22 protein-coding genes are annotated in these 17285 nt (G+C 31.4%); 6 read left to right on the top strand and 16 right to left on the bottom strand.

What is annotated here, in order from left to right:
• Positions 1-9: 9 nt before the first annotated feature.
• Complete coding sequence (locus AC3IF2_RS10620) at positions 10-672, bottom strand: YtxH domain-containing protein (RefSeq protein WP_489167139.1); 663 nt, start codon at positions 670-672, stop codon at positions 10-12.
• A gap of 173 nt (positions 673-845) precedes the next feature.
• On the opposite strand from AC3IF2_RS10620, the gene AC3IF2_RS10615 reads away from it, so the two are divergent.
• Positions 846-1502, top strand: a complete 657-nt coding sequence (locus AC3IF2_RS10615) for a hypothetical protein (protein WP_489167138.1) — start codon at positions 846-848, stop codon at positions 1500-1502.
• On the opposite strand, the gene AC3IF2_RS10610 is transcribed toward AC3IF2_RS10615, so the two are convergent.
• The 6 genes from AC3IF2_RS10610 to fabD form a co-directional block, all read right to left on the bottom strand.
• Complete coding sequence (locus AC3IF2_RS10610) at positions 1499-3145, bottom strand: glycerol-3-phosphate dehydrogenase/oxidase (protein ID WP_489167136.1); 1647 nt, start codon at positions 3143-3145, stop codon at positions 1499-1501. The genes AC3IF2_RS10615 and AC3IF2_RS10610 overlap by 4 nt on opposite strands.
• Positions 3146-3149: 4 nt before the next feature.
• Positions 3150-3689 carry a pyridoxamine 5'-phosphate oxidase family protein gene (locus AC3IF2_RS10605; protein ID WP_489167134.1) on the bottom strand — a complete coding sequence of 180 codons (540 nt, stop codon included), beginning with the start codon at positions 3687-3689 and terminating at the stop codon, positions 3150-3152.
• 10 nt (positions 3690-3699) lie between these two features.
• The gene (locus AC3IF2_RS10600) at positions 3700-4095 is read right to left on the bottom strand and encodes a hypothetical protein (RefSeq protein ID WP_489167132.1); all 396 of its coding nucleotides are present in this window, start codon (positions 4093-4095) and stop codon (positions 3700-3702) included.
• A complete protein-coding gene (locus AC3IF2_RS10595) occupies positions 4092-4772 on the bottom strand; it encodes an FGGY family carbohydrate kinase (RefSeq protein WP_489167130.1) in 681 nt (226 codons plus the stop codon). Before AC3IF2_RS10595 ends, AC3IF2_RS10600 begins: the two co-directional genes overlap by 4 nt.
• Entirely contained in the window at positions 4772-5578 is an 807-nt protein-coding gene (locus AC3IF2_RS10590; protein ID WP_489167128.1) for an FGGY family carbohydrate kinase, read from the bottom strand. The genes AC3IF2_RS10595 and AC3IF2_RS10590 overlap by 1 nt, the downstream gene beginning before the upstream one ends.
• 168 nt (positions 5579-5746) lie before the next feature.
• Positions 5747-6640 carry an ACP S-malonyltransferase gene (gene fabD, locus AC3IF2_RS10585; protein ID WP_489167127.1) on the bottom strand — a complete coding sequence of 298 codons (894 nt, stop codon included), beginning with the start codon at positions 6638-6640 and terminating at the stop codon, positions 5747-5749.
• 77 nt (positions 6641-6717) lie between these two features.
• Here fabD and AC3IF2_RS10580 point away from each other — a divergent pair, with 77 nt between their 5' ends.
• Entirely contained in the window at positions 6718-7422 is a 705-nt protein-coding gene (locus tag AC3IF2_RS10580; RefSeq protein WP_489167126.1) for a queuosine precursor transporter, read from the top strand.
• Here the strand turns inward: AC3IF2_RS10580 and AC3IF2_RS10575 are convergent.
• From AC3IF2_RS10575 to AC3IF2_RS10540, 8 genes are all read right to left on the bottom strand, one after another.
• Positions 7410-8051 (bottom strand): response regulator, encoded by a 642-nt coding sequence (locus AC3IF2_RS10575; RefSeq protein WP_489167125.1) that lies wholly within the window; start codon positions 8049-8051, stop codon positions 7410-7412. The genes AC3IF2_RS10580 and AC3IF2_RS10575 overlap by 13 nt on opposite strands.
• Positions 8038-8829, bottom strand: coding sequence for a sensor histidine kinase (locus AC3IF2_RS10570; protein WP_489167124.1), 792 nt, complete (start codon positions 8827-8829; stop codon positions 8038-8040). The genes AC3IF2_RS10575 and AC3IF2_RS10570 overlap by 14 nt, the downstream gene beginning before the upstream one ends.
• A 14-nt stretch (positions 8830-8843) precedes the next feature.
• A complete protein-coding gene (locus AC3IF2_RS10565; RefSeq protein WP_489167123.1) occupies positions 8844-9524 on the bottom strand; it encodes a hypothetical protein in 681 nt (226 codons plus the stop codon).
• Positions 9525-9698: 174 nt separating this feature from the next.
• Positions 9699-10379 (bottom strand): hypothetical protein, encoded by a 681-nt coding sequence (locus AC3IF2_RS10560; RefSeq protein ID WP_489167121.1) that lies wholly within the window; start codon positions 10377-10379, stop codon positions 9699-9701.
• A 14-nt stretch (positions 10380-10393) separates the two neighbouring features.
• Positions 10394-11014 carry a hypothetical protein gene (locus AC3IF2_RS10555; RefSeq protein WP_489167120.1) on the bottom strand — a complete coding sequence of 207 codons (621 nt, stop codon included), beginning with the start codon at positions 11012-11014 and terminating at the stop codon, positions 10394-10396.
• Positions 11015-11323: 309 nt separating this feature from the next.
• Complete coding sequence (locus AC3IF2_RS10550; RefSeq protein WP_489167119.1) at positions 11324-12121, bottom strand: DUF2797 domain-containing protein; 798 nt, start codon at positions 12119-12121, stop codon at positions 11324-11326.
• Complete coding sequence (locus AC3IF2_RS10545) at positions 12122-13279, bottom strand: 5-(carboxyamino)imidazole ribonucleotide synthase (protein WP_489167117.1); 1158 nt, start codon at positions 13277-13279, stop codon at positions 12122-12124.
• A gap of 54 nt (positions 13280-13333) precedes the next feature.
• Positions 13334-13753, bottom strand: a complete 420-nt coding sequence (locus AC3IF2_RS10540; RefSeq protein ID WP_489167116.1) for a Rieske 2Fe-2S domain-containing protein — start codon at positions 13751-13753, stop codon at positions 13334-13336.
• A gap of 131 nt (positions 13754-13884) precedes the next feature.
• Between AC3IF2_RS10540 and greA the strand changes: the two genes are divergently transcribed.
• Entirely contained in the window at positions 13885-14361 is a 477-nt protein-coding gene (greA, locus tag AC3IF2_RS10535) for a transcription elongation factor GreA (protein WP_489167115.1), read from the top strand.
• Positions 14361-14750: an HIT family protein gene (locus tag AC3IF2_RS10530; protein ID WP_489167113.1), complete on the top strand. Its 390-nt coding sequence runs from the start codon at positions 14361-14363 to the stop codon at positions 14748-14750. The genes greA and AC3IF2_RS10530 overlap by 1 nt, the downstream gene beginning before the upstream one ends.
• On the opposite strand, the gene AC3IF2_RS10525 is transcribed toward AC3IF2_RS10530, so the two are convergent.
• Positions 14745-15929, bottom strand: coding sequence for a sensor histidine kinase (locus AC3IF2_RS10525; RefSeq protein ID WP_489167112.1), 1185 nt, complete (start codon positions 15927-15929; stop codon positions 14745-14747). The two genes, AC3IF2_RS10530 and AC3IF2_RS10525, sit on opposite strands and share 6 nt — an antisense overlap.
• 97 nt (positions 15930-16026) lie before the next feature.
• On the opposite strand from AC3IF2_RS10525, the gene AC3IF2_RS10520 reads away from it, so the two are divergent.
• Both AC3IF2_RS10520 and AC3IF2_RS10515 read left to right on the top strand, forming a co-directional pair.
• The gene (locus AC3IF2_RS10520; protein WP_489167110.1) at positions 16027-16887 is read left to right on the top strand and encodes a flavin reductase family protein; all 861 of its coding nucleotides are present in this window, start codon (positions 16027-16029) and stop codon (positions 16885-16887) included.
• A gap of 5 nt (positions 16888-16892) precedes the next feature.
• Entirely contained in the window at positions 16893-17267 is a 375-nt protein-coding gene (locus AC3IF2_RS10515; RefSeq protein WP_489167109.1) for a DUF3127 domain-containing protein, read from the top strand.
• The last annotated feature ends 18 nt before the right edge of the window (positions 17268-17285 follow it).

Genomic DNA, 17285 nt, shown 5'->3' with positions numbered 1-17285 from the left:
TCTTTTATTTTATAGAGATTTAAACCATTCTTGAAATTGTTCTCCTAATAAGAAGACTGGTTTTTTAGTGCCACCAAGTGCACCAACTAAACTTATAATCCATAGGAGGAAGACAAAAAGTCCCACTATCCATCCAATGACAGGAATGACCCAAACTAAACTCAATAAGAAGATTCCAAGTGTTTGTCGTATATAAAAACTACCAAATTCTGTTTTATTACTGCTATTCATTATAAGCGCGATAATAAAACCTATTATAGTTAGGTGAGCTACAATTGCAATTGTTTTACCATCGCTTAGAACTTCTTTAGCATCATCAACAAATTCTTTAGTTGCTTCTTTGGCGTCTTCAGCAAAATCACTTGCTTTTTCTTTTGCATCTTCAAATACTTCTTTCGCATCTTCTTTTAATTCCTCAGCTTTGTCACCTACTTTTTCTGCCGCATTTTTTGCAGCTTCTTTGGCGTCATCGTAAGTTTCTTTAGCACTATCTTTAATATCTTTTGCTTTATCACTTACTGCATCGGCAACATTTCCTGCAGTTTCCTTTGCGTCATCTGCTAACTCAGCAGCTTTATCTCCTACTTTATCAGCTGCATTCTTTGCAGCATCTTTAGCATCATTAAATACTTCTTCTGCTTTATCACTTAAATCTTTATTTTCTTCTGACATTTTTTCAGTTTTTATTGGTTATAACACAAAGTTATAAAATTATAAGACACAAAAGATGAGCTATTTAAAAGTATACAGAATAAAAGGATTATTAATATTCTTTTTGAATTTTATTAAATGTTTGATTAATTGGATTAATTTTGTAAATTATAACATTTAGTTTAAATTTAAACATGAAGACAATTCAAGAAGCAGTAACTACTATAATTAACAAAATGCCATTTATAGAGGAGGCTTTGTATGAAAAATTAATTAATGTGTCTTCGTTGGCGAGAATTATTCAGCCAGAGGTTGAAAAATTATTGAGAAAAGAAGTGAAGCCTGGAGCGGTAATGATGGCCATAAATAGAATTTCTCCTTCTAACATATTAAAAGTTAGAAAGAATATTCGTAAAATTACGTTGTCTGCAGGTGATTTTATAGTCCGATCTGACTTGAGTGATTTTACGTTTAAAAATTCGCCTACTCTTCTTCAAAACATTTCTAAACTATTAAAGAGTATCGAAAAAAAGGATGTCTTTTTTACCATTTCTCAAGGCGTTTTCGAAACAAACTTGGTTGCAAGTAAAAGTTTGGATAAACAAGTTTTAGAAATATTTAAAAATGAAATAAGACTTTTGTATTTATCTGATCTAGCTTCGGTTACAATTAAATTACCTACTTCTAATATGGAACAATCTGGAGTTTATTATTTTATTTTAAAACAGCTAGCATGGGCAAATATATCAGTACAAGAAGTAATTTCTACCACACACGAAATTACAATTGTTGTTAAAGAGTCAGATATTAATCAGACATTTTCAATATTGATGAATATGAAATTAAACTAGTTAAAAGCAGTTGTATTTTTTATTTCTATGTTTAATTTATCTAGGTGTTGTTTCTTAATTTTTTGATTCCATTTAAAAAGAGAAGCAAACTCATCAAGAACTATCTCTTTAAATTTTTCAACACTAGTTTTATCAAAAAACAACCTGCCCGTTCTTCGCATAAAGAAATCTATTGGTGTGCAAACCATTTCGTGTTGTAGGCAATATTTTAATTCAGATTTTATAAGTCTAGCTTCAATATCATTATCGGTAAACTCATTAAGACTTAGAATTATTTTATCTGTTTGTTTACCATAATTATGTACTAAATATGAAGCGTCTTTTTGAGTTAATCCTAATAGAGTTAACTGCTTAGAAATAGCATTGATGTATCTCTTAACAGAGTTGTAATTTTTAAATGATTTCTCAGTTAAGTTAATTTCCTCTGTTTTTATATCTTCAAACTCTTGTTCAAATCTTTTCCTTAGTTTTCTTATTACCATATCCACTACGCGTTCAGCCATTTTACGGTAACCTGTTAACTTTCCTCCAGCAATAGATATCAATTTACTATCAGAATAAAAGATTTCATCTTTACGAGAAAGCTCAGAAGCTGATTTACCTTCTTCATAAATTAATGGTCTTAAACCTGCCCAACTTGATTCAACATCATTTAATGTTAGTTCGATATTTGGGAACATATTGTTTACAGCACTAATTAAATAAGTTGCGTCAACTAAATTTACGTTGATATTGTCTTTGCTTTTAGTATAATTAGTATCTGTCGTGCCAAAATAAGTGACTTTTCCTCTTGGGATAGCAAACATCATTCTTCCATCAGGAATATCAAAATATACCGACTGTTTTACAGGCAGTTTTTTATGTGGTACTACCAAATGTACCCCTTTAGTGAGATGCAACCTTTTTCCTTTTTTTGACTTATTAGCGGTTCGCAATTCATCTACCCAAGGTCCAGCAGCGTTGACAACATACTTTGCGTCAATGTTATAAGTTTCATTAGATAAAGAATCAAAAACCTGAGCTCCAACTACGCGCTTTTTCTTATAAATAAATTCTTTAGCCTCAACATAATTTAATGCTTTAGTGCCATACTTTAAGGCTGTTTTAATAATCTCAATAGTTAATCGAGCATCATCAGTACGGTATTCTGCATAATAACCAGCGCCTTTTAAAATATCTTTGGGTAATAAAGGTTCTTTTTTTAAAGCTTCTTTTTTGTTGAGCATTTTTCGTTTATCATCACCTTCAACACTTGCAAGTATATCATAAACCTTTAACCCAATAGAGGTGAGCCAAGATCCGTAGGTTCCACCTTCAATAAGTGGTAAGATCATCTTTTCAGGGATTACCAAATGCGGAGCTAATTTGTGAACGATGGCACGTTCAGTACCAACTTCTTTAACCAACCAAAAGTCAAATTGTTTTAAATAACGAAGACCGCCATGAATTAATTTAGTGGATTTACTACTTGTACCTGAAGCAAAATCATTTTTCTCGACTAATGCCACTTTCATTCCGCGTGAAGCGGCATCTAAAGCGATACCAGCACCAGTAATTCCACCGCCAATGATTAAAATATCGAACTCGGTATCTTTTAGGTCTTCGGTAATTTGTGGTCGATCAGAAAAGGAAAAACTTGCCATTTATTTAATCTGAAAAATTTGTTGGTAAACCATCTATACTAACTGTATTTTTGTCTTTCCAGTATTGTTCTATTTTTTCTTGACCTTTTTTAATAGCGCTTTCATTTAATTGATTACGCTCACCTTTATAGTCGTAAAATGGAATAGACATACCACAAGAAGTTTGAACACTTTCTATAGTTACATCAAAGATTTGACGAGTGCCAGGTAATTCAGGAAATTGTGTAATTAAATGATCCCATTCTTTATCTTTTGGAAGAATTTCTTTAGCTGTACCATATAAACGTAAAATGTTGGGAGCACCTTCAAAAGCGCAAAACATAATAGTAATTCTATTATCGTTTAACAGGTGAGCAGAAGTTTCGTTACCACTACCTGTAACGCTAAGCCATTGTATTCGATTTTCGTCAACAACCCTTAAGGTATCCATACCTTTTGGAGACAGATTAATTCTTCCATTTTTTGGAGCCGTGGCAACAAAAAAAACTTTTTGAGATTCAATGAATTTTTGTAATCGTTTATTAATTGATTTGTGAAACGCCATAAGTTTAAGATTACTTTGCTATAATTCCTCTTTTATTTAAAATTCTAATTTGACGTAAAGCACTTTCTTTAATACTATTCTTTTTAAATAAAAAAGTCTTTTCATAGAGTTTGTTATCTAGAAAAAAAGTCAATTTAAATTCATTATTTAGCTTTAAGACTTCATCTTGTATTAATTCTATTTTAGCGCCAGATTTAGCAGGTAAGTGCTCTAATTTATGACGCATTGTTGAAGTTTTTGTTTCACCATCAAATCCATGCGAAACAATTAACACCATTTCTATGGGCTCTTTTTTATCATTGATGAGATAGACATTCCAATCATTAGTTTTGAAAGTTTCGTTGTAACCATGTGTAATTGCCATGTATACATTTTCAACTTCTGGTATTTCAATATCTTTTTTCATTCTTCTATCCAATCCATACTTCGCTTAACTGCTTTCTGCCAACCTTTATATTTTTTAACTCTAATGTCATTTTCCATTTTTGTAGAAAAAACTTGATCTACAGCTTTATTTTTAAGGATGTCTTCTTGTTTCCATAAACCAATAGTTATTCCTGCAAGATAAGCTGCTCCTAAGGCAGTAGATTCTATATTCTTAGGACGTTCAACATCAGCATTTAAAATATCTGCTTGAAATTGCATCAATAGATTATTTGAACAAGCACCTCCATCAACTTTTAGTGTAGATAAATTAATGCTACTATCTTCTTGCATAGCATTGACCAAATCTTTGGTTTGATAGGCTAGTGATTCTAAAGTTGCTTTTACTAAATAATTTTTACCAGTGTCACGACTCAAGCCAAAAATAGCACCTCGTGCATACATATCCCAATAAGGTGCACCCAATCCTGCAAAAGCTGGAACTACATAAACAGGATTATCTCCTTCTACTTCTTTTGCTATTTCTTCACTTTCTTCGGTAGAATTGATCAATTGCAATCCATCTCTTAACCATTGTATGGCTGCTCCTGCAATAAAAACACTTCCTTCTAAAGCGTAATAAACTTTATCATTAATTCCCCAAGCAATAGTTGTAAGTAATCCATTTTCTGAGAACCGTGCCTGTTCACCAGTATTCATTAATAAAAAACAACCAGTTCCATAAGTGTTTTTTGCTTCCCTGAATTAAAGCAGGCCTGACCAAATAAAGCAGCTTGCTGATCTCCGGCGACTCCAGTAATGGGTATTTTAATTCCTTCAATTTCGTGATCACCAAAATGATAACTAGAAGGCTTTACTTGCGGAAGCATGGTTTTAGGAATAGTTAAAGCATCTAATAATTTATCATCCCACTCAAGAGATTTGATGTTATAAATTAAAGTTCTTGAGGCATTACTATAATCGGTTAGATGAGCTTTTCTATTTGTTAAATTCCAGATTAACCAGGTATCTATGGTTCCAAATAATAATTCTTTATTTTCAGCTTGCATTCTAGCTCCATCAACATTGTCTAAAATCCATTTTATCTTAGTCGCTGAAAAATATGAATCGATAACCAATCCGGTATTCTTCCTTATATAATCTTCAAGTCCTTGATTTTTTAGATCTTCACAAATGTTTGCAGTTCGTTTATCTTGCCAAACAATGGCATTGTAAATGGGGTTTCCAGTATTTTTATTCCAAACTACAGCGGTCTCGCGTTGATTCGTAATACCGATAGCAGTAATATCTGCGTAATGGATATTATTCTTTGAAATAAGGTTTTTAAAAGTATTGAGTTGCGTGTCTAAAATTTCTAAAGCATCATGCTCTACCCAACCAGATTCGGGAAATATTTGCGTAAATTCTTGTTGTTCGATGGCAAGTTGTTTTCCTTCTTCGTCAAACAATACTGAACGAGAACTGGTAGTTCCTTGATCTAGTGCAACAATATACTTTTTATTCATATTAGTTAGAAGATGTTTAAGCCTTACTTTTTCTTCTTTCTAATAAAATAAACTATCAAAATGACGACTAAAGCAATCAGAACATAGGGTAATACTTTTCCAATTGTATAACCAAATTCATATCCTGTTTCGTAAGCTGTATTAGTTTCTTGTAATAAAATCATTTAATCAGCTTTGTTTTTCAAAAACTACTCCATCAGCAGTAACATTTCTATCTATTTTTCGCATTAGTCCTTGTAGAACTTTTCCTGGGCCAACTTCTGTAAAATGAGAAGCTCCGTCTGTAACCATTTGTTGTATAGATTGTGTCCATTTTACAGGAGCAGTTAATTGCGCTATTAAATTATTTTTAATTTCTGCAGCTGAGTGTACTGCATTTGCTGTTACATTTTGATAAATGGGGCAATTAGGTTCGTTAAATGAAGTGTTCTCTATTGCATCGGCTAATTCTTCACGAGCGGGTTCCATTAAAGGAGAATGAAAAGCTCCACCTACAGGTAAAACCAATGCTCTACGAGCTCCTTCTTCTGTTAAAGACTCACATGCTTTATTGATGGCATCTATTTCACCAGATATTACTAATTGACCAGGACAATTATAATTTGCCGCAACAACAATTCCATCAGTCATGGCACATACTTTTTCGACTATATCATCTTCTAAGCCTAAAACAGCTGCCATGGTTGAAGGTTGTAATTCACAAGCTTTTTGCATAGCTAAAGCACGTTGAGATACTAATTTTAGAGCTGATTCAAAATCTAAAGTGGCATTAGCTACTAATGCAGAAAATTCTCCTAAAGAATGCCCGGCAACCATATCTGGATTAAAACTATCGCCTAAAGTTTTTGCTAAAGCAACAGAGTGTAGAAAAATAGCTGGCTGTGTAACTTTTGTTTGTTTTAAATCTTCATCTGTACCCTCAAACATAATGTCTGTAATGTGAAAGCCTAAAATCTCATTGGCCTGTTCAAAAATTTCTTGAGCTATAGAAGATTTTTCGTAAAAATCAAGTCCCATTCCAACAAATTGGGCGCCTTGGCCAGGGAATATATATGCATGCATGTTATTCGGTTTTAATAGCAACAAAAATAAGTAATTTGTTAGTAATAGATATTTTATATTTTAGCTGATAGCAAATCATGGATATTAAACAACAAAAGTCGGCTTACCGCATTTATTTAATTTTAGGGGCATTATTTATTTCTTCTTTAGTTGTTTCTAATTTAATCTTTCAGAAATTTTTTTATTGGAACCCATTTGGGTTATTTCGTTTTGAAATCTCTGTAGGTATTTTACCATATCCAATTACTTTTTTAATTACTGATATTATTTCTGAAGTATATGGTAAGAAAAGAGCAAATGAAGTAGTAGTTGCTGGTATTTTTGCTTCAGTCTTTTCGATGTTAATTATTTATGTGGCTAATGAAGTACCAGCAATAGAGGCTTCGCCAGTAAATAATGAACTTTTCACAAAAGTATTTGGCTTATCACCTTTAGCGGTTTTGGCATCTATGTTAGCTTATCTGTTTGCCCAGTTTATTGATATACGAATTTTTCATTTTTGGAAAGATTATACAAAAGGTAAACATCTGTGGTTACGTAATAATTTTTCAACTTTTACATCACAATTTATAGATACTTTAACTGTACTACTTTTATTATGTTCTTTCGGTGTGCTGCCTTGGAGTATTTTTTATAGTTTATTATTGAGCGGCTTTTTGTTTAAAGTTGTAGTTGCTGCTTTAGATACGCCTTTATTATATCTTTTTGTGCACTTGTTACGAAAGAAGTTTAATTTAGGTGTGGGTGAAGAGATTCGGCTATATGGTGATCAAACTTCGTAGTAACCGTTTTTAATGGCATAAAGAACCAAGCCTGTTCTGCTTTTTACACCAATCTTTTTAAATAATGTATCACGATAGCCGTCGATCGTTTTTGGACTTAAAAACATATCTGCAGCTATTTCTCTATATGTTTTTTCAGTACAGGTATATTTAAGAAGTTGAATCTCATTTTCTGAAAGCTCAGATTCTTCTTTTATTTCGTTATGCATCGATTTTTGTAATACTTTGGACACTTCCTTAGTATGATAAAACCCATCGTTTATAACTTCTTTTAATGCAGTTTGTAATTCTGTAGGATGAATATCTTTTAATAAATAGCCTCGGGCTCCTTTTTTAATCATTTTTATAATATGATTTTCATCATCCTCCATAGAAAGTGCCAATACTTTTATTTTTGGCCTATTCTTTTTAAGCCAATAGGTAGTTTCAACTCCGTTCATTACAGGCATTTTAACGTCCATTAAAATAATATCTGGCACATTTGAAATGGTTTCTAATTTATCTATAAGATCTTGCCCGTTTGTAGCATGAAATAGCACATTAAAATTATCAAACGTGTCTACCAATCCTTTTAAAGATTGTGCAAATAATAAGTGGTCGTCTACTATGGCAACATTATATTTCTTCATGTACTGTTTTTAAAGGATAGGTTAAAGTTAATGTAACTCCTTGGTTTTTTTTCGATTTTATTTTAAAATCTGTATCAATAAGTTTTGCTCTACTTTGCATATTAATCAGACCAGAACCTTTAATAATTTTTTTCTCATCGAACCCAATACCAGAATCTTTAGCAGTTATTTTAAGTTCATTAGGTTTGTAATCTAAAACCACATTTAAAGATTTAGCTTTAGCATGTTTTACAGAGTTTGACAAAAATTCTTGCAATATTCTAAAGAGGATAATCTCATCTTTTTGATCTATTGGCACCTGCTCACCTTTAATTTCTAAATTGGCATCTAGAAAATTTAGCCGATTGAAGCGATGTAGTTCTAATTGAAGAGCCTCTTCTAAACCCATATTTTTAACCGTTTCAGGATTCAAAAGTTTTGAAAGCGTTCTTATTTCTTGCAAACTTTTTGAAATAATGTCGCCAGTTTCACCTAATATTCCTTTTTGACCATTAGCAACATCTGGTTGTAACATATTGAGTTGCATTTTTGCTACAGAAAGTAATTGCCCCACATTATCATGTAATTCCCAACTAATATTTTGTAAGGTTTGCTCTTGAGTTTCCATTTGAGATTTAATGATCTCTTCTTCAAAACGTATTTCATCAGCACGTTTTTCTAATAAGAATTTCATCTTTCTGTTCTGAAAAATACTAAATATCACAATTATAACCACCACTAATAATATGACCATTAGTGTGGTGATTAGAATAACGATTGTAGTGTCTCCTGTATCCATAGAATTGTACTAAATTACTCAATCTTTTCTTCTTTATTGCTCCATATAAAACCAAAAGTAAAGACGATATACATGATAATTGCCAATATCCAAATTATCAGAAATAGATTGTGAATTCCTTTCATTAAGGCATATTTGGTGACTTCTATATTAAATGGTATTGTACCTGTATGAAATATCAATAAACCTACACTTATCCAGAACAATAATTTTTTATGATAAATTACTATTTGGTTTGACCTTAATAATTCAATAAAATAGAATACAATAGAAACAGCCAAGAACAATGAGCCAACGACATTTGGTAGTTCTGACCATTCGTATTTAAAACTTTGAATAAAAAACCAATTTATAATTGAAATGATAATATAAAGAATGATAAAAATTTTAATCCAATTTTTGAAAGACAATTTATTTACTGACTTTAAATATATTGTCAAAATAACAGGATAGAAAATGAAATACAGGACATTATATAACCATAAGTTATAATGTATTCCTTCTTCATCAAAAAACCCAAAAACTTTATTTTCGCTTGCATACCAACCGGTTAATTCAGTTAAGGTGATATACCAAAGAATTGGTAGAAAATACTTTATAGGCGTATGTTTATATTTATAGAAATAAATTGTCCCTACAACTGCAGCTAACAATTCTGATAGTGGGACTAAGTTTCTAAAAACATCTAATGACATATTAATCTAATTAAAATTAAATGTCAAGTGAGGATAATTTACTTTTAATAATATCTCGCAACGATTTATTATCTAGTAATAATTTGTTTTTAATATTCTGAAATATACTAAATAATACTATCATAGCAATGGTGAAAACTAAAACTACAATAGTACTAATTAGTATAATTAATGTTACTCTTTCTTGCTCCATATAAAACCAAATGTGAATATTAAATACATCAAAATTCCTAAAGTATATACTATTAAAAATAAATTGTGACCGCCCTGAATTAAAGCATAACCATTCCACTTAAGAGTAAAAGGAATGGTTCCAGTATAAAATAATAATAACCCTATACTAACCCAGAATAATAATGTTCTATGAAATACTAATACTTCTTCAGATCTTAATAATTCAATAAAATAGAATATTATTGATATTATTAGAAAAATAGAACCAATAATTTTCGGCACCTCAGATTTTTCTATCATAAAGTCTTGAAAAAATATCCAGTTTATTATATATGAGATTATATATATTATTGCAAATATTTTAATCCACTTTTTAAAAATTATTGATCTTAAATAATTGGCATATACATAAAACAAGGTGGTGAAAGTTATAAAGCGTAGTAAATTATAGATCCAAGAAGTATATCTCCTCCCATTAATATCTGTATATATTAACAATCCTGTTTTTTTCATAAAAAAACTAGTAAATTCTGTTAACGTAATGTACCAAAGTAAATACAGAAAATATTTTAAACTAGTATGTCGATATTTGTAAAAATATATAGAACCAGTTAAGGCTGCTAATAACTCAAAGTATTTGCCTGTACTCGCTATAAAAGGTATAGATATTTCAACAACCATTAACATTTTTTTAGTTACTCACAATCGTAAGGAGGGCAATCTTCGAAACCATCAAATAAATACCCATGGTCTTGCATTGTTAAATTAAAAAAGCTTGCTTTTTGCATGCTTTGATTATTTACTTGATCTTTATATTTAGTGTATAAGAATACTTTTTTACCTTTTTCAATAGTATAACCTGATTGGATTGTATCTCCATTTACAACATGTTTCATTGTTGGGGCAATAAAAAATGTTTGATGATTCTTTTTCTTGCCATCATCTTTACTAGAGTTTACTCCAAAATAAAAGCCAAGACCTTCAGCTTCTTCGGTATTATCCTCTAAGTATTTTAAATATGCTCTCATATCTTTAATATCTACCCACACCATTCTAGTATCTTTAAATTTAGGATCCTTATATTTTTTTTCTAAAGTATCTTTTAGAATTTTTATTCTATCCTTACCATATTTCTTATACATTTTCACAGCATCATCAAGCTGTATAATATGATCTGTTACCATACTTTTAATATCATCTCTTGTTATAGATTCTTGCTCTTCATGTTTTTGTTCGCATGAAAAAGACAGTACAGCGAATAATAGAACTGACAGAATGATTGAAATTTTCGAAAAGAAGGGTTTGAAATTTTTCATAATAAAATGATTTAGGATTATCTATTTGCAAATTACCAATTAATAAGCACATTAAGAAAGGGGAAAATTCCCCTTTTTGCTATAGGGGTTTTTCCTCTAATATTTAGGCTTTTTCCTCTTGCGCAGTCTTTTTCAAGGCTGCAACTTTGTAGTGTAAATTTTAGAGTTAATTATTTGGGTTAGTAATTAGAAACTTATATTTTAAAAATCACACCTAACTATTTCTACGAAAAAGAAAATTTCGATATTTAAATAACTAAAGAGTGGGATTATTGCTATGAAAAATTTAAAATATAAGTTTCTTTGCTTTTAAAGAACACTCAACTTAACAACGGTACCTTCGTTAGCTCTAATATTATAAACCGTTTGATCTTCAAATAGTAAGTATTGTCCTTTCACCCCTTTTAAAACACCAGTATAACTAGGTGTTTTTTCTAGATTAAGACTTTTAGGCTTTTCAGGATATTGATGTACAGGAAATTCTATATTTGTTTCTTTAGATTGTCTTTCAAGATAATATGGCTTTACCTCTTCAGGAATATAAGCTTCTAAACGATTTTTTTCATCGATGAGATCGAGATCCTCAATTTCATTTTTCAGCATTTTTCGCCAATTGGTCTTATCAGAAATATGCTCTTTTAAAGCAACTTCTGTAATACCAGCTAAATAACGATTGGGTACTTCTACTATTTCGATGGCTTCGTGTGCCCCTTGATCTATCCAACGTGTTGGTACTTGTTGTTTTCTTGTGACACCTACTTTTACATTACTAGAATTTGCTAAATACACAATGTGAGGTTGTAATTGCATCTCTTTTTCGTAAGCCAAATCACGATCTTCTTTGTCTAAATGAGCAGTACTTAACTCTGGACGCATAATCCAATCGCCGGCTCGAGGTGTTTCATAAAAACAACTTTTACAAAAACCTTGTCGGTATATCGGTTTATCAAGGCTGCAATTTAAACATTGGTGACCAATAAAATCGAATTGAATTTCACGATTAAGTAATTGATTTACATTAATAAAATCTGTACCCATATCTAGATAATATTCGATAGGGTCTAAAAACTCAGTTCGCATTTTTCTTAAAACACCTTGATACTGCATTTATTTGCTAATTACTTTAATTGTTTGTTTCACTTCTTCTGCTAATTTTCTAGCCTGATTAATATCTTGATGTACAATTGTTACATGACCCATTTTTCTGAATGGTTTGGTTAATTTTTTACCATAAATATGAGGTGTAACACCATCAACACGAAGTACCTTTTCGATGTTTTGATATACAACTTCTCCTTTATAACCTTCGGCACCAACCAAATTTACCATAATTCCGCCAACTTTACTAGATGTGTTTCCTAGAGGTAAGTTTAAAATTGCTCGTAAATGTTGCTCGAATTGATTTGTGTAGGATGCTTCTATACTGTAATGACCACTATTATGTGGTCTAGGAGCAACTTCATTTACTATAATTTCATCATTTTGAGTTTGAAACATTTCAACTGCTAGCAAACCAACATGTTTAAAGGCTGTTGCAACTTTTAACGCCACATCTTGAGCTTTTTTTGCAATTTCTTCTGAGATTCTGGCTGGACAAATTACATATTCTACCTGATTAGCTTCAGGATGAAATTCCATTTCTACAACAGGATAGGTTTTTAGATCACCACTTGCATTTCTTGCAACGATAACGGCTAATTCATTTTTAAAAGGAATCATTTCTTCGGTTATACACTCAGCATTCGATAACCCTTGTAAGTCTTCTAAAGATCTGATGATTTTTACACCCGTTCCGTCGTAGCCAAACTGAGCACTCTTCCATACAAACGGAAACTGTAGTGTTTCATGTTTTATAGCAGTTTTAATTTCTTCCGCAAAAGCGAAACGAGAAAAATCAGCTGTAGAGATTGAATGATCTACGTAAAATAATTTTTGGGTTGCCTTATTCTGAATTGTTCGAATTGTTTTCGGCGAAGGATACACTTTTAATCCTTCGTTCTCTAATTTTTCGAGGGCATCTACATTTACATTCTCAATCTCTATTGTAAGTAGATCTACCTTTTTGCCAAAATTATAAACGGTGTCAAAATCTAATAAACTACCTTGGTAAAATTCGTTACAGACGTCTTTACACGGAGCTTCATTAGAAGCATCCAAAATTAAAGTATAAATGTCAAATTTTTGTGTTTCGGTTAGGAGCATTCTGCCTAATTGTCCTCCACCTAGAATTCCTAATTTAAAATCTGAAGAAAAGTAATTATTCACTTAAAAATGCTTTTCAGCAAAAATAAGCATCTTAATATTAGAAAATACTACAAATTAAAAGTTTGTAATAATTAAAGAGTTTCCGTTTTTAACAACTTTATATTGTCTAGCTGCTTGATTAGTTCCACTTTGTGGTTGCCCTCCAAGAGCTAGGGCAAATTTCGCACCATCGCAAGGACATTCCATTGTTATTCCATCATTAACTACCATTGGTTGGCAGTCTCCCGGAGCTTTATGTGGGCAAGCCCTATCGTAAGCGAAATACTGAGAATTATTAAGATTATAGACAATAATACCAGAAATACCTCCCTGAATTGAGATATAACCGCCAGGAATTAACAAAGGTTGTGAAGAAGGGTTGTTTAAAAAAACGGTTTCATTAACAGGAACATTTGGTAATAGAGGATTACCATCATCAGAACTACCACAACTAAACAGACTTACGAAAAGGACTATTAAAACAAAGTTTTTCATCAAAAATAATATGCCGCAAGTTAGTGATTAAGGGTTGAAATTAAAATATTTTGTACATTTGCATACTGAATCTCATTCGGAATTATGTTCTCGGCGTGAGATTTTTTATTTTTAGTTAAAACGAATGAATTATGAGTAAAGTATCATACTATACAGCAGAAGGATTAAAAAAATTAAAAGAAGAATTAGAACATTTAGAGCATGTAGAAAGACCTCGTGTTTCTAATGCTATTGCAGAAGCAAGAGATAAAGGCGACCTTAGTGAAAATGCTGAATATCATGCTGCTAAAGAAGAACAGTCATTGTTGGAGTTTAAAATTGCTCAATTAAAAAATGTAGTTGCATCAGCTAGAGTAATTGATGAGAGCCAGTTAGATGTATCTAAGGTGTTGGCTTTATCTACGGTTAAAATAAAGAATACAGCTAATAAAATGGAATTTAAATATACATTGGTTGCTGATTCAGAATCTGATTTTAAAGCAGGTAAAATATCTGTCAATTCTCCCATTGGTAAAGGATTGTTAGGAAAATCTGTTGGAGATATTGCAGAAGTACAAGTACCAAACGGTACTATGAAGTTTGAAATTTTAGAAATTACCAGAGAATAATGGCTTCTATTTTCACTAAGATCATAAATGGAGAAATACCTTGCTACAAAGTGGCAGAGAATGAAAATTTCTTTGCTTTTCTAGATATTAACCCTAATGCTAAAGGGCATACTTTAGTGGTGCCTAAAAAAGAGGTTAATAAAATATTTGATCTCGATAAAGATATTTATATTGGTTTATTAGAATTTTCTAGAACAGTTGCAATTGCTTTAGAAAAAGCAGTGCCTTGTTTACGTGTAGGGATGTCAGTAATAGGTTTAGAAGTGCCTCATGTACATGTGCATTTAATTCCTTTAAATTCAATGAGTGATATTGATTTTAAACATAAAGTAAATTTAACTAAAGAAGAGTTTGAAGAAATTGCAAAAATGATTACAAGTAATTTATAATTCTTTTAAAAGTACAGTAAAGGTTGTGCCTTTGTCGATTTCAGATTTTTCTACATAGATCTTTCCATCATGGTAATCTTCAATAATACGTTTGGTTAATGATAAGCCAAGCCCCCAACCACGTCTTTTCGTTGTATAACCAGGATCAAAAATCTTTCTAAAAAGCCCTTTTGGGATACCTTTACCAGTATCAATTACATTGATCTTTACAAACTTATCATCTTTAGAACCTATTTGAATTTTAATACTGCCTTTACCTTGCATGGCATCAATGGCATTTTTAACTAAATTCTCAATCACCCAGCTAAATAATTGGTGATTGATCATAGCATAAATTTTCTCTTTATTTACTACTTCAAATTCAAAATCTACTAGTTTAGAACTTCTAGATTCATAATAATCAAACGCTTTTTTGGTTTCTTCAACGAGCTCGTAACGTTCTAATTTCGGAATTGATCCTATTTTAGAAAAACGATCTGCAATTGTGTTTAAACGGTCAACATCTTTTTCAATTTCAACAACAGTAGCTTCATCGGCATTTTCCATACGTAAGATTTCTACCCAACCAAGCAAAGAAGATAATGGTGTGCCAATTTGATGTGCTGTTTCCTTAGCCATACCAGCCCAAAGCCTATTTTGTTCGGCAGCTCTGTTAGATTTAAAAACCATATAAATCACTGCTCCAAAAAGAAATAAGATTAAAAGTAAGGCCAGCGGGTAATATTTTAATCTGTTTAAAAGATCTGAGTCTCTATAATAAATATTTCCAGAAATATTTTCGCTATTATGTTCTTTAACTATTAAAGGTTTGTTCTCACTTTTCATTATAGCTAATTGTTTAGTGAGATAGAGCCTATCTTGTGTTGATAAATTGTCAAAAGGACCAGAACCTTCAAAATCTAAATTATTCCAACTTTCAATTTTATCCTCGTCGTTAGTTAAAATCATAGGAATATTCTTATTACTCTCAATAATTTTTCCTTCTAGAGTAATATCAATATCTAAATCAGGATTATTCATGTTTTGAAGAGCAGCAGCAATGACTTCCATTTTCTTACGCTCTTCTTGCTTAAATTTCTGAAAGAAAACATTGGTATTCCATAAAATAAGAGCAACAACCAGAAAGGCAGTTATGACGAGTATCCAACGAAGTAATGTCTTATTTTGAGGGAGATTCATTCTCACAAATATAAAATTATCTCACGATATAACTAAAAAAATAAATTGATATTATAGTTGCCATTTAATAATTACTTTTACTCTTTAAAATTTATTGATGTTAAGTATAGATCCTAAAGATATTTCTACTGCGAAACTGCATGGTTATTTGTTGAGTTCTGTAGCACCTAGACCTATTGCTTTTGCTAGTACTATTGATAAAGATGGTAACCCTAATTTATCTCCTTTTAGTTTTTTTAATGTGTTTAGTGCCAACCCACCAATTATGATCTTTTCTCCAGCTAGACGTGTTCGCGATAATACAACCAAGCATACGTTGGAAAATGTAAAAGAAGTTAAAGAGGTCGTAATTAATGTTGTTAACTATGCTATTGTACAACAAATGTCTTTATCAAGCACAGAATATGCTAAAGGAGTGAATGAATTTGAAAAAGCCGGATTCACTATGCTCAAATCTGATTTGGTAGAACCATTTCGTGTTGCCGAATCACCCGTACAATTTGAATGTAAAGTGAATGAGGTTATACAACTAGGAAAAGAAGGAGGTGCGGGTAACTTAATTATTTGTGAAGTTTTAAAAATGCATATTAGTTTGGATGTACTAGATAAGAACAATACAATAGATCAGCATAAATTAGATTTGGTTGCTAGAGCAGGGGGCAGTTATTACTCACGCGCTAAAACTGATTTTTTCGAAATACCTAAACCGCTTTCTACTCTAGGTATAGGTGTTGACCAAGTTCCTGATGAAATTAGAGATAGTAATATTCTTACTGGTAATAATTTAGGAATGTTAGGTAATGTAGAATCATTACCCAATCAACAAGATGTTGATAACTTTGCTGCCAATAACCCTAAGTATAGAGGATTAAAAACTCAAGAAAAACATACATTTGCCAAAGAGTTTTTAGAAAATAATGATGTAGAAAGTGCTTGGAAAGTACTTTTAATAAAATAAGAAATATGGAAATTACAGGAAAGATTAAATTAATTGGTGAAACCCAAACATTTGGTGCAAGCGGGTTTAGAAAGCGTGAGTTGGTAGTAACAACAGATGAACAATATCCACAAATGCTAATGATAGAATTTGTACAGGATAAAACAGATATTTTGAATAACTATAATGTTGGAGAAGATGTAAAAGTGAGCATCAATCTGCGCGGTAGAGAATGGATAAATCCAGAAGGTGAAGCAAAGTACTTTAATTCTATTCAAGGGTGGAGAATTGAAAAATTACAGACTAATGCTCCTACAGAAATGCCTCCGATAGAAGCTGTAGATGCTTTTGAGCCTGCAGATAGCGTTTCAGATAACGAACCAGACGATTTACCATTTTAGTAAAATGTCACCCTGAGC

It is taken from the genome of Maritimimonas rapanae, from assembly GCF_057837205.1.
This window is presented reverse-complemented; position numbering and strand designations above follow the sequence as displayed.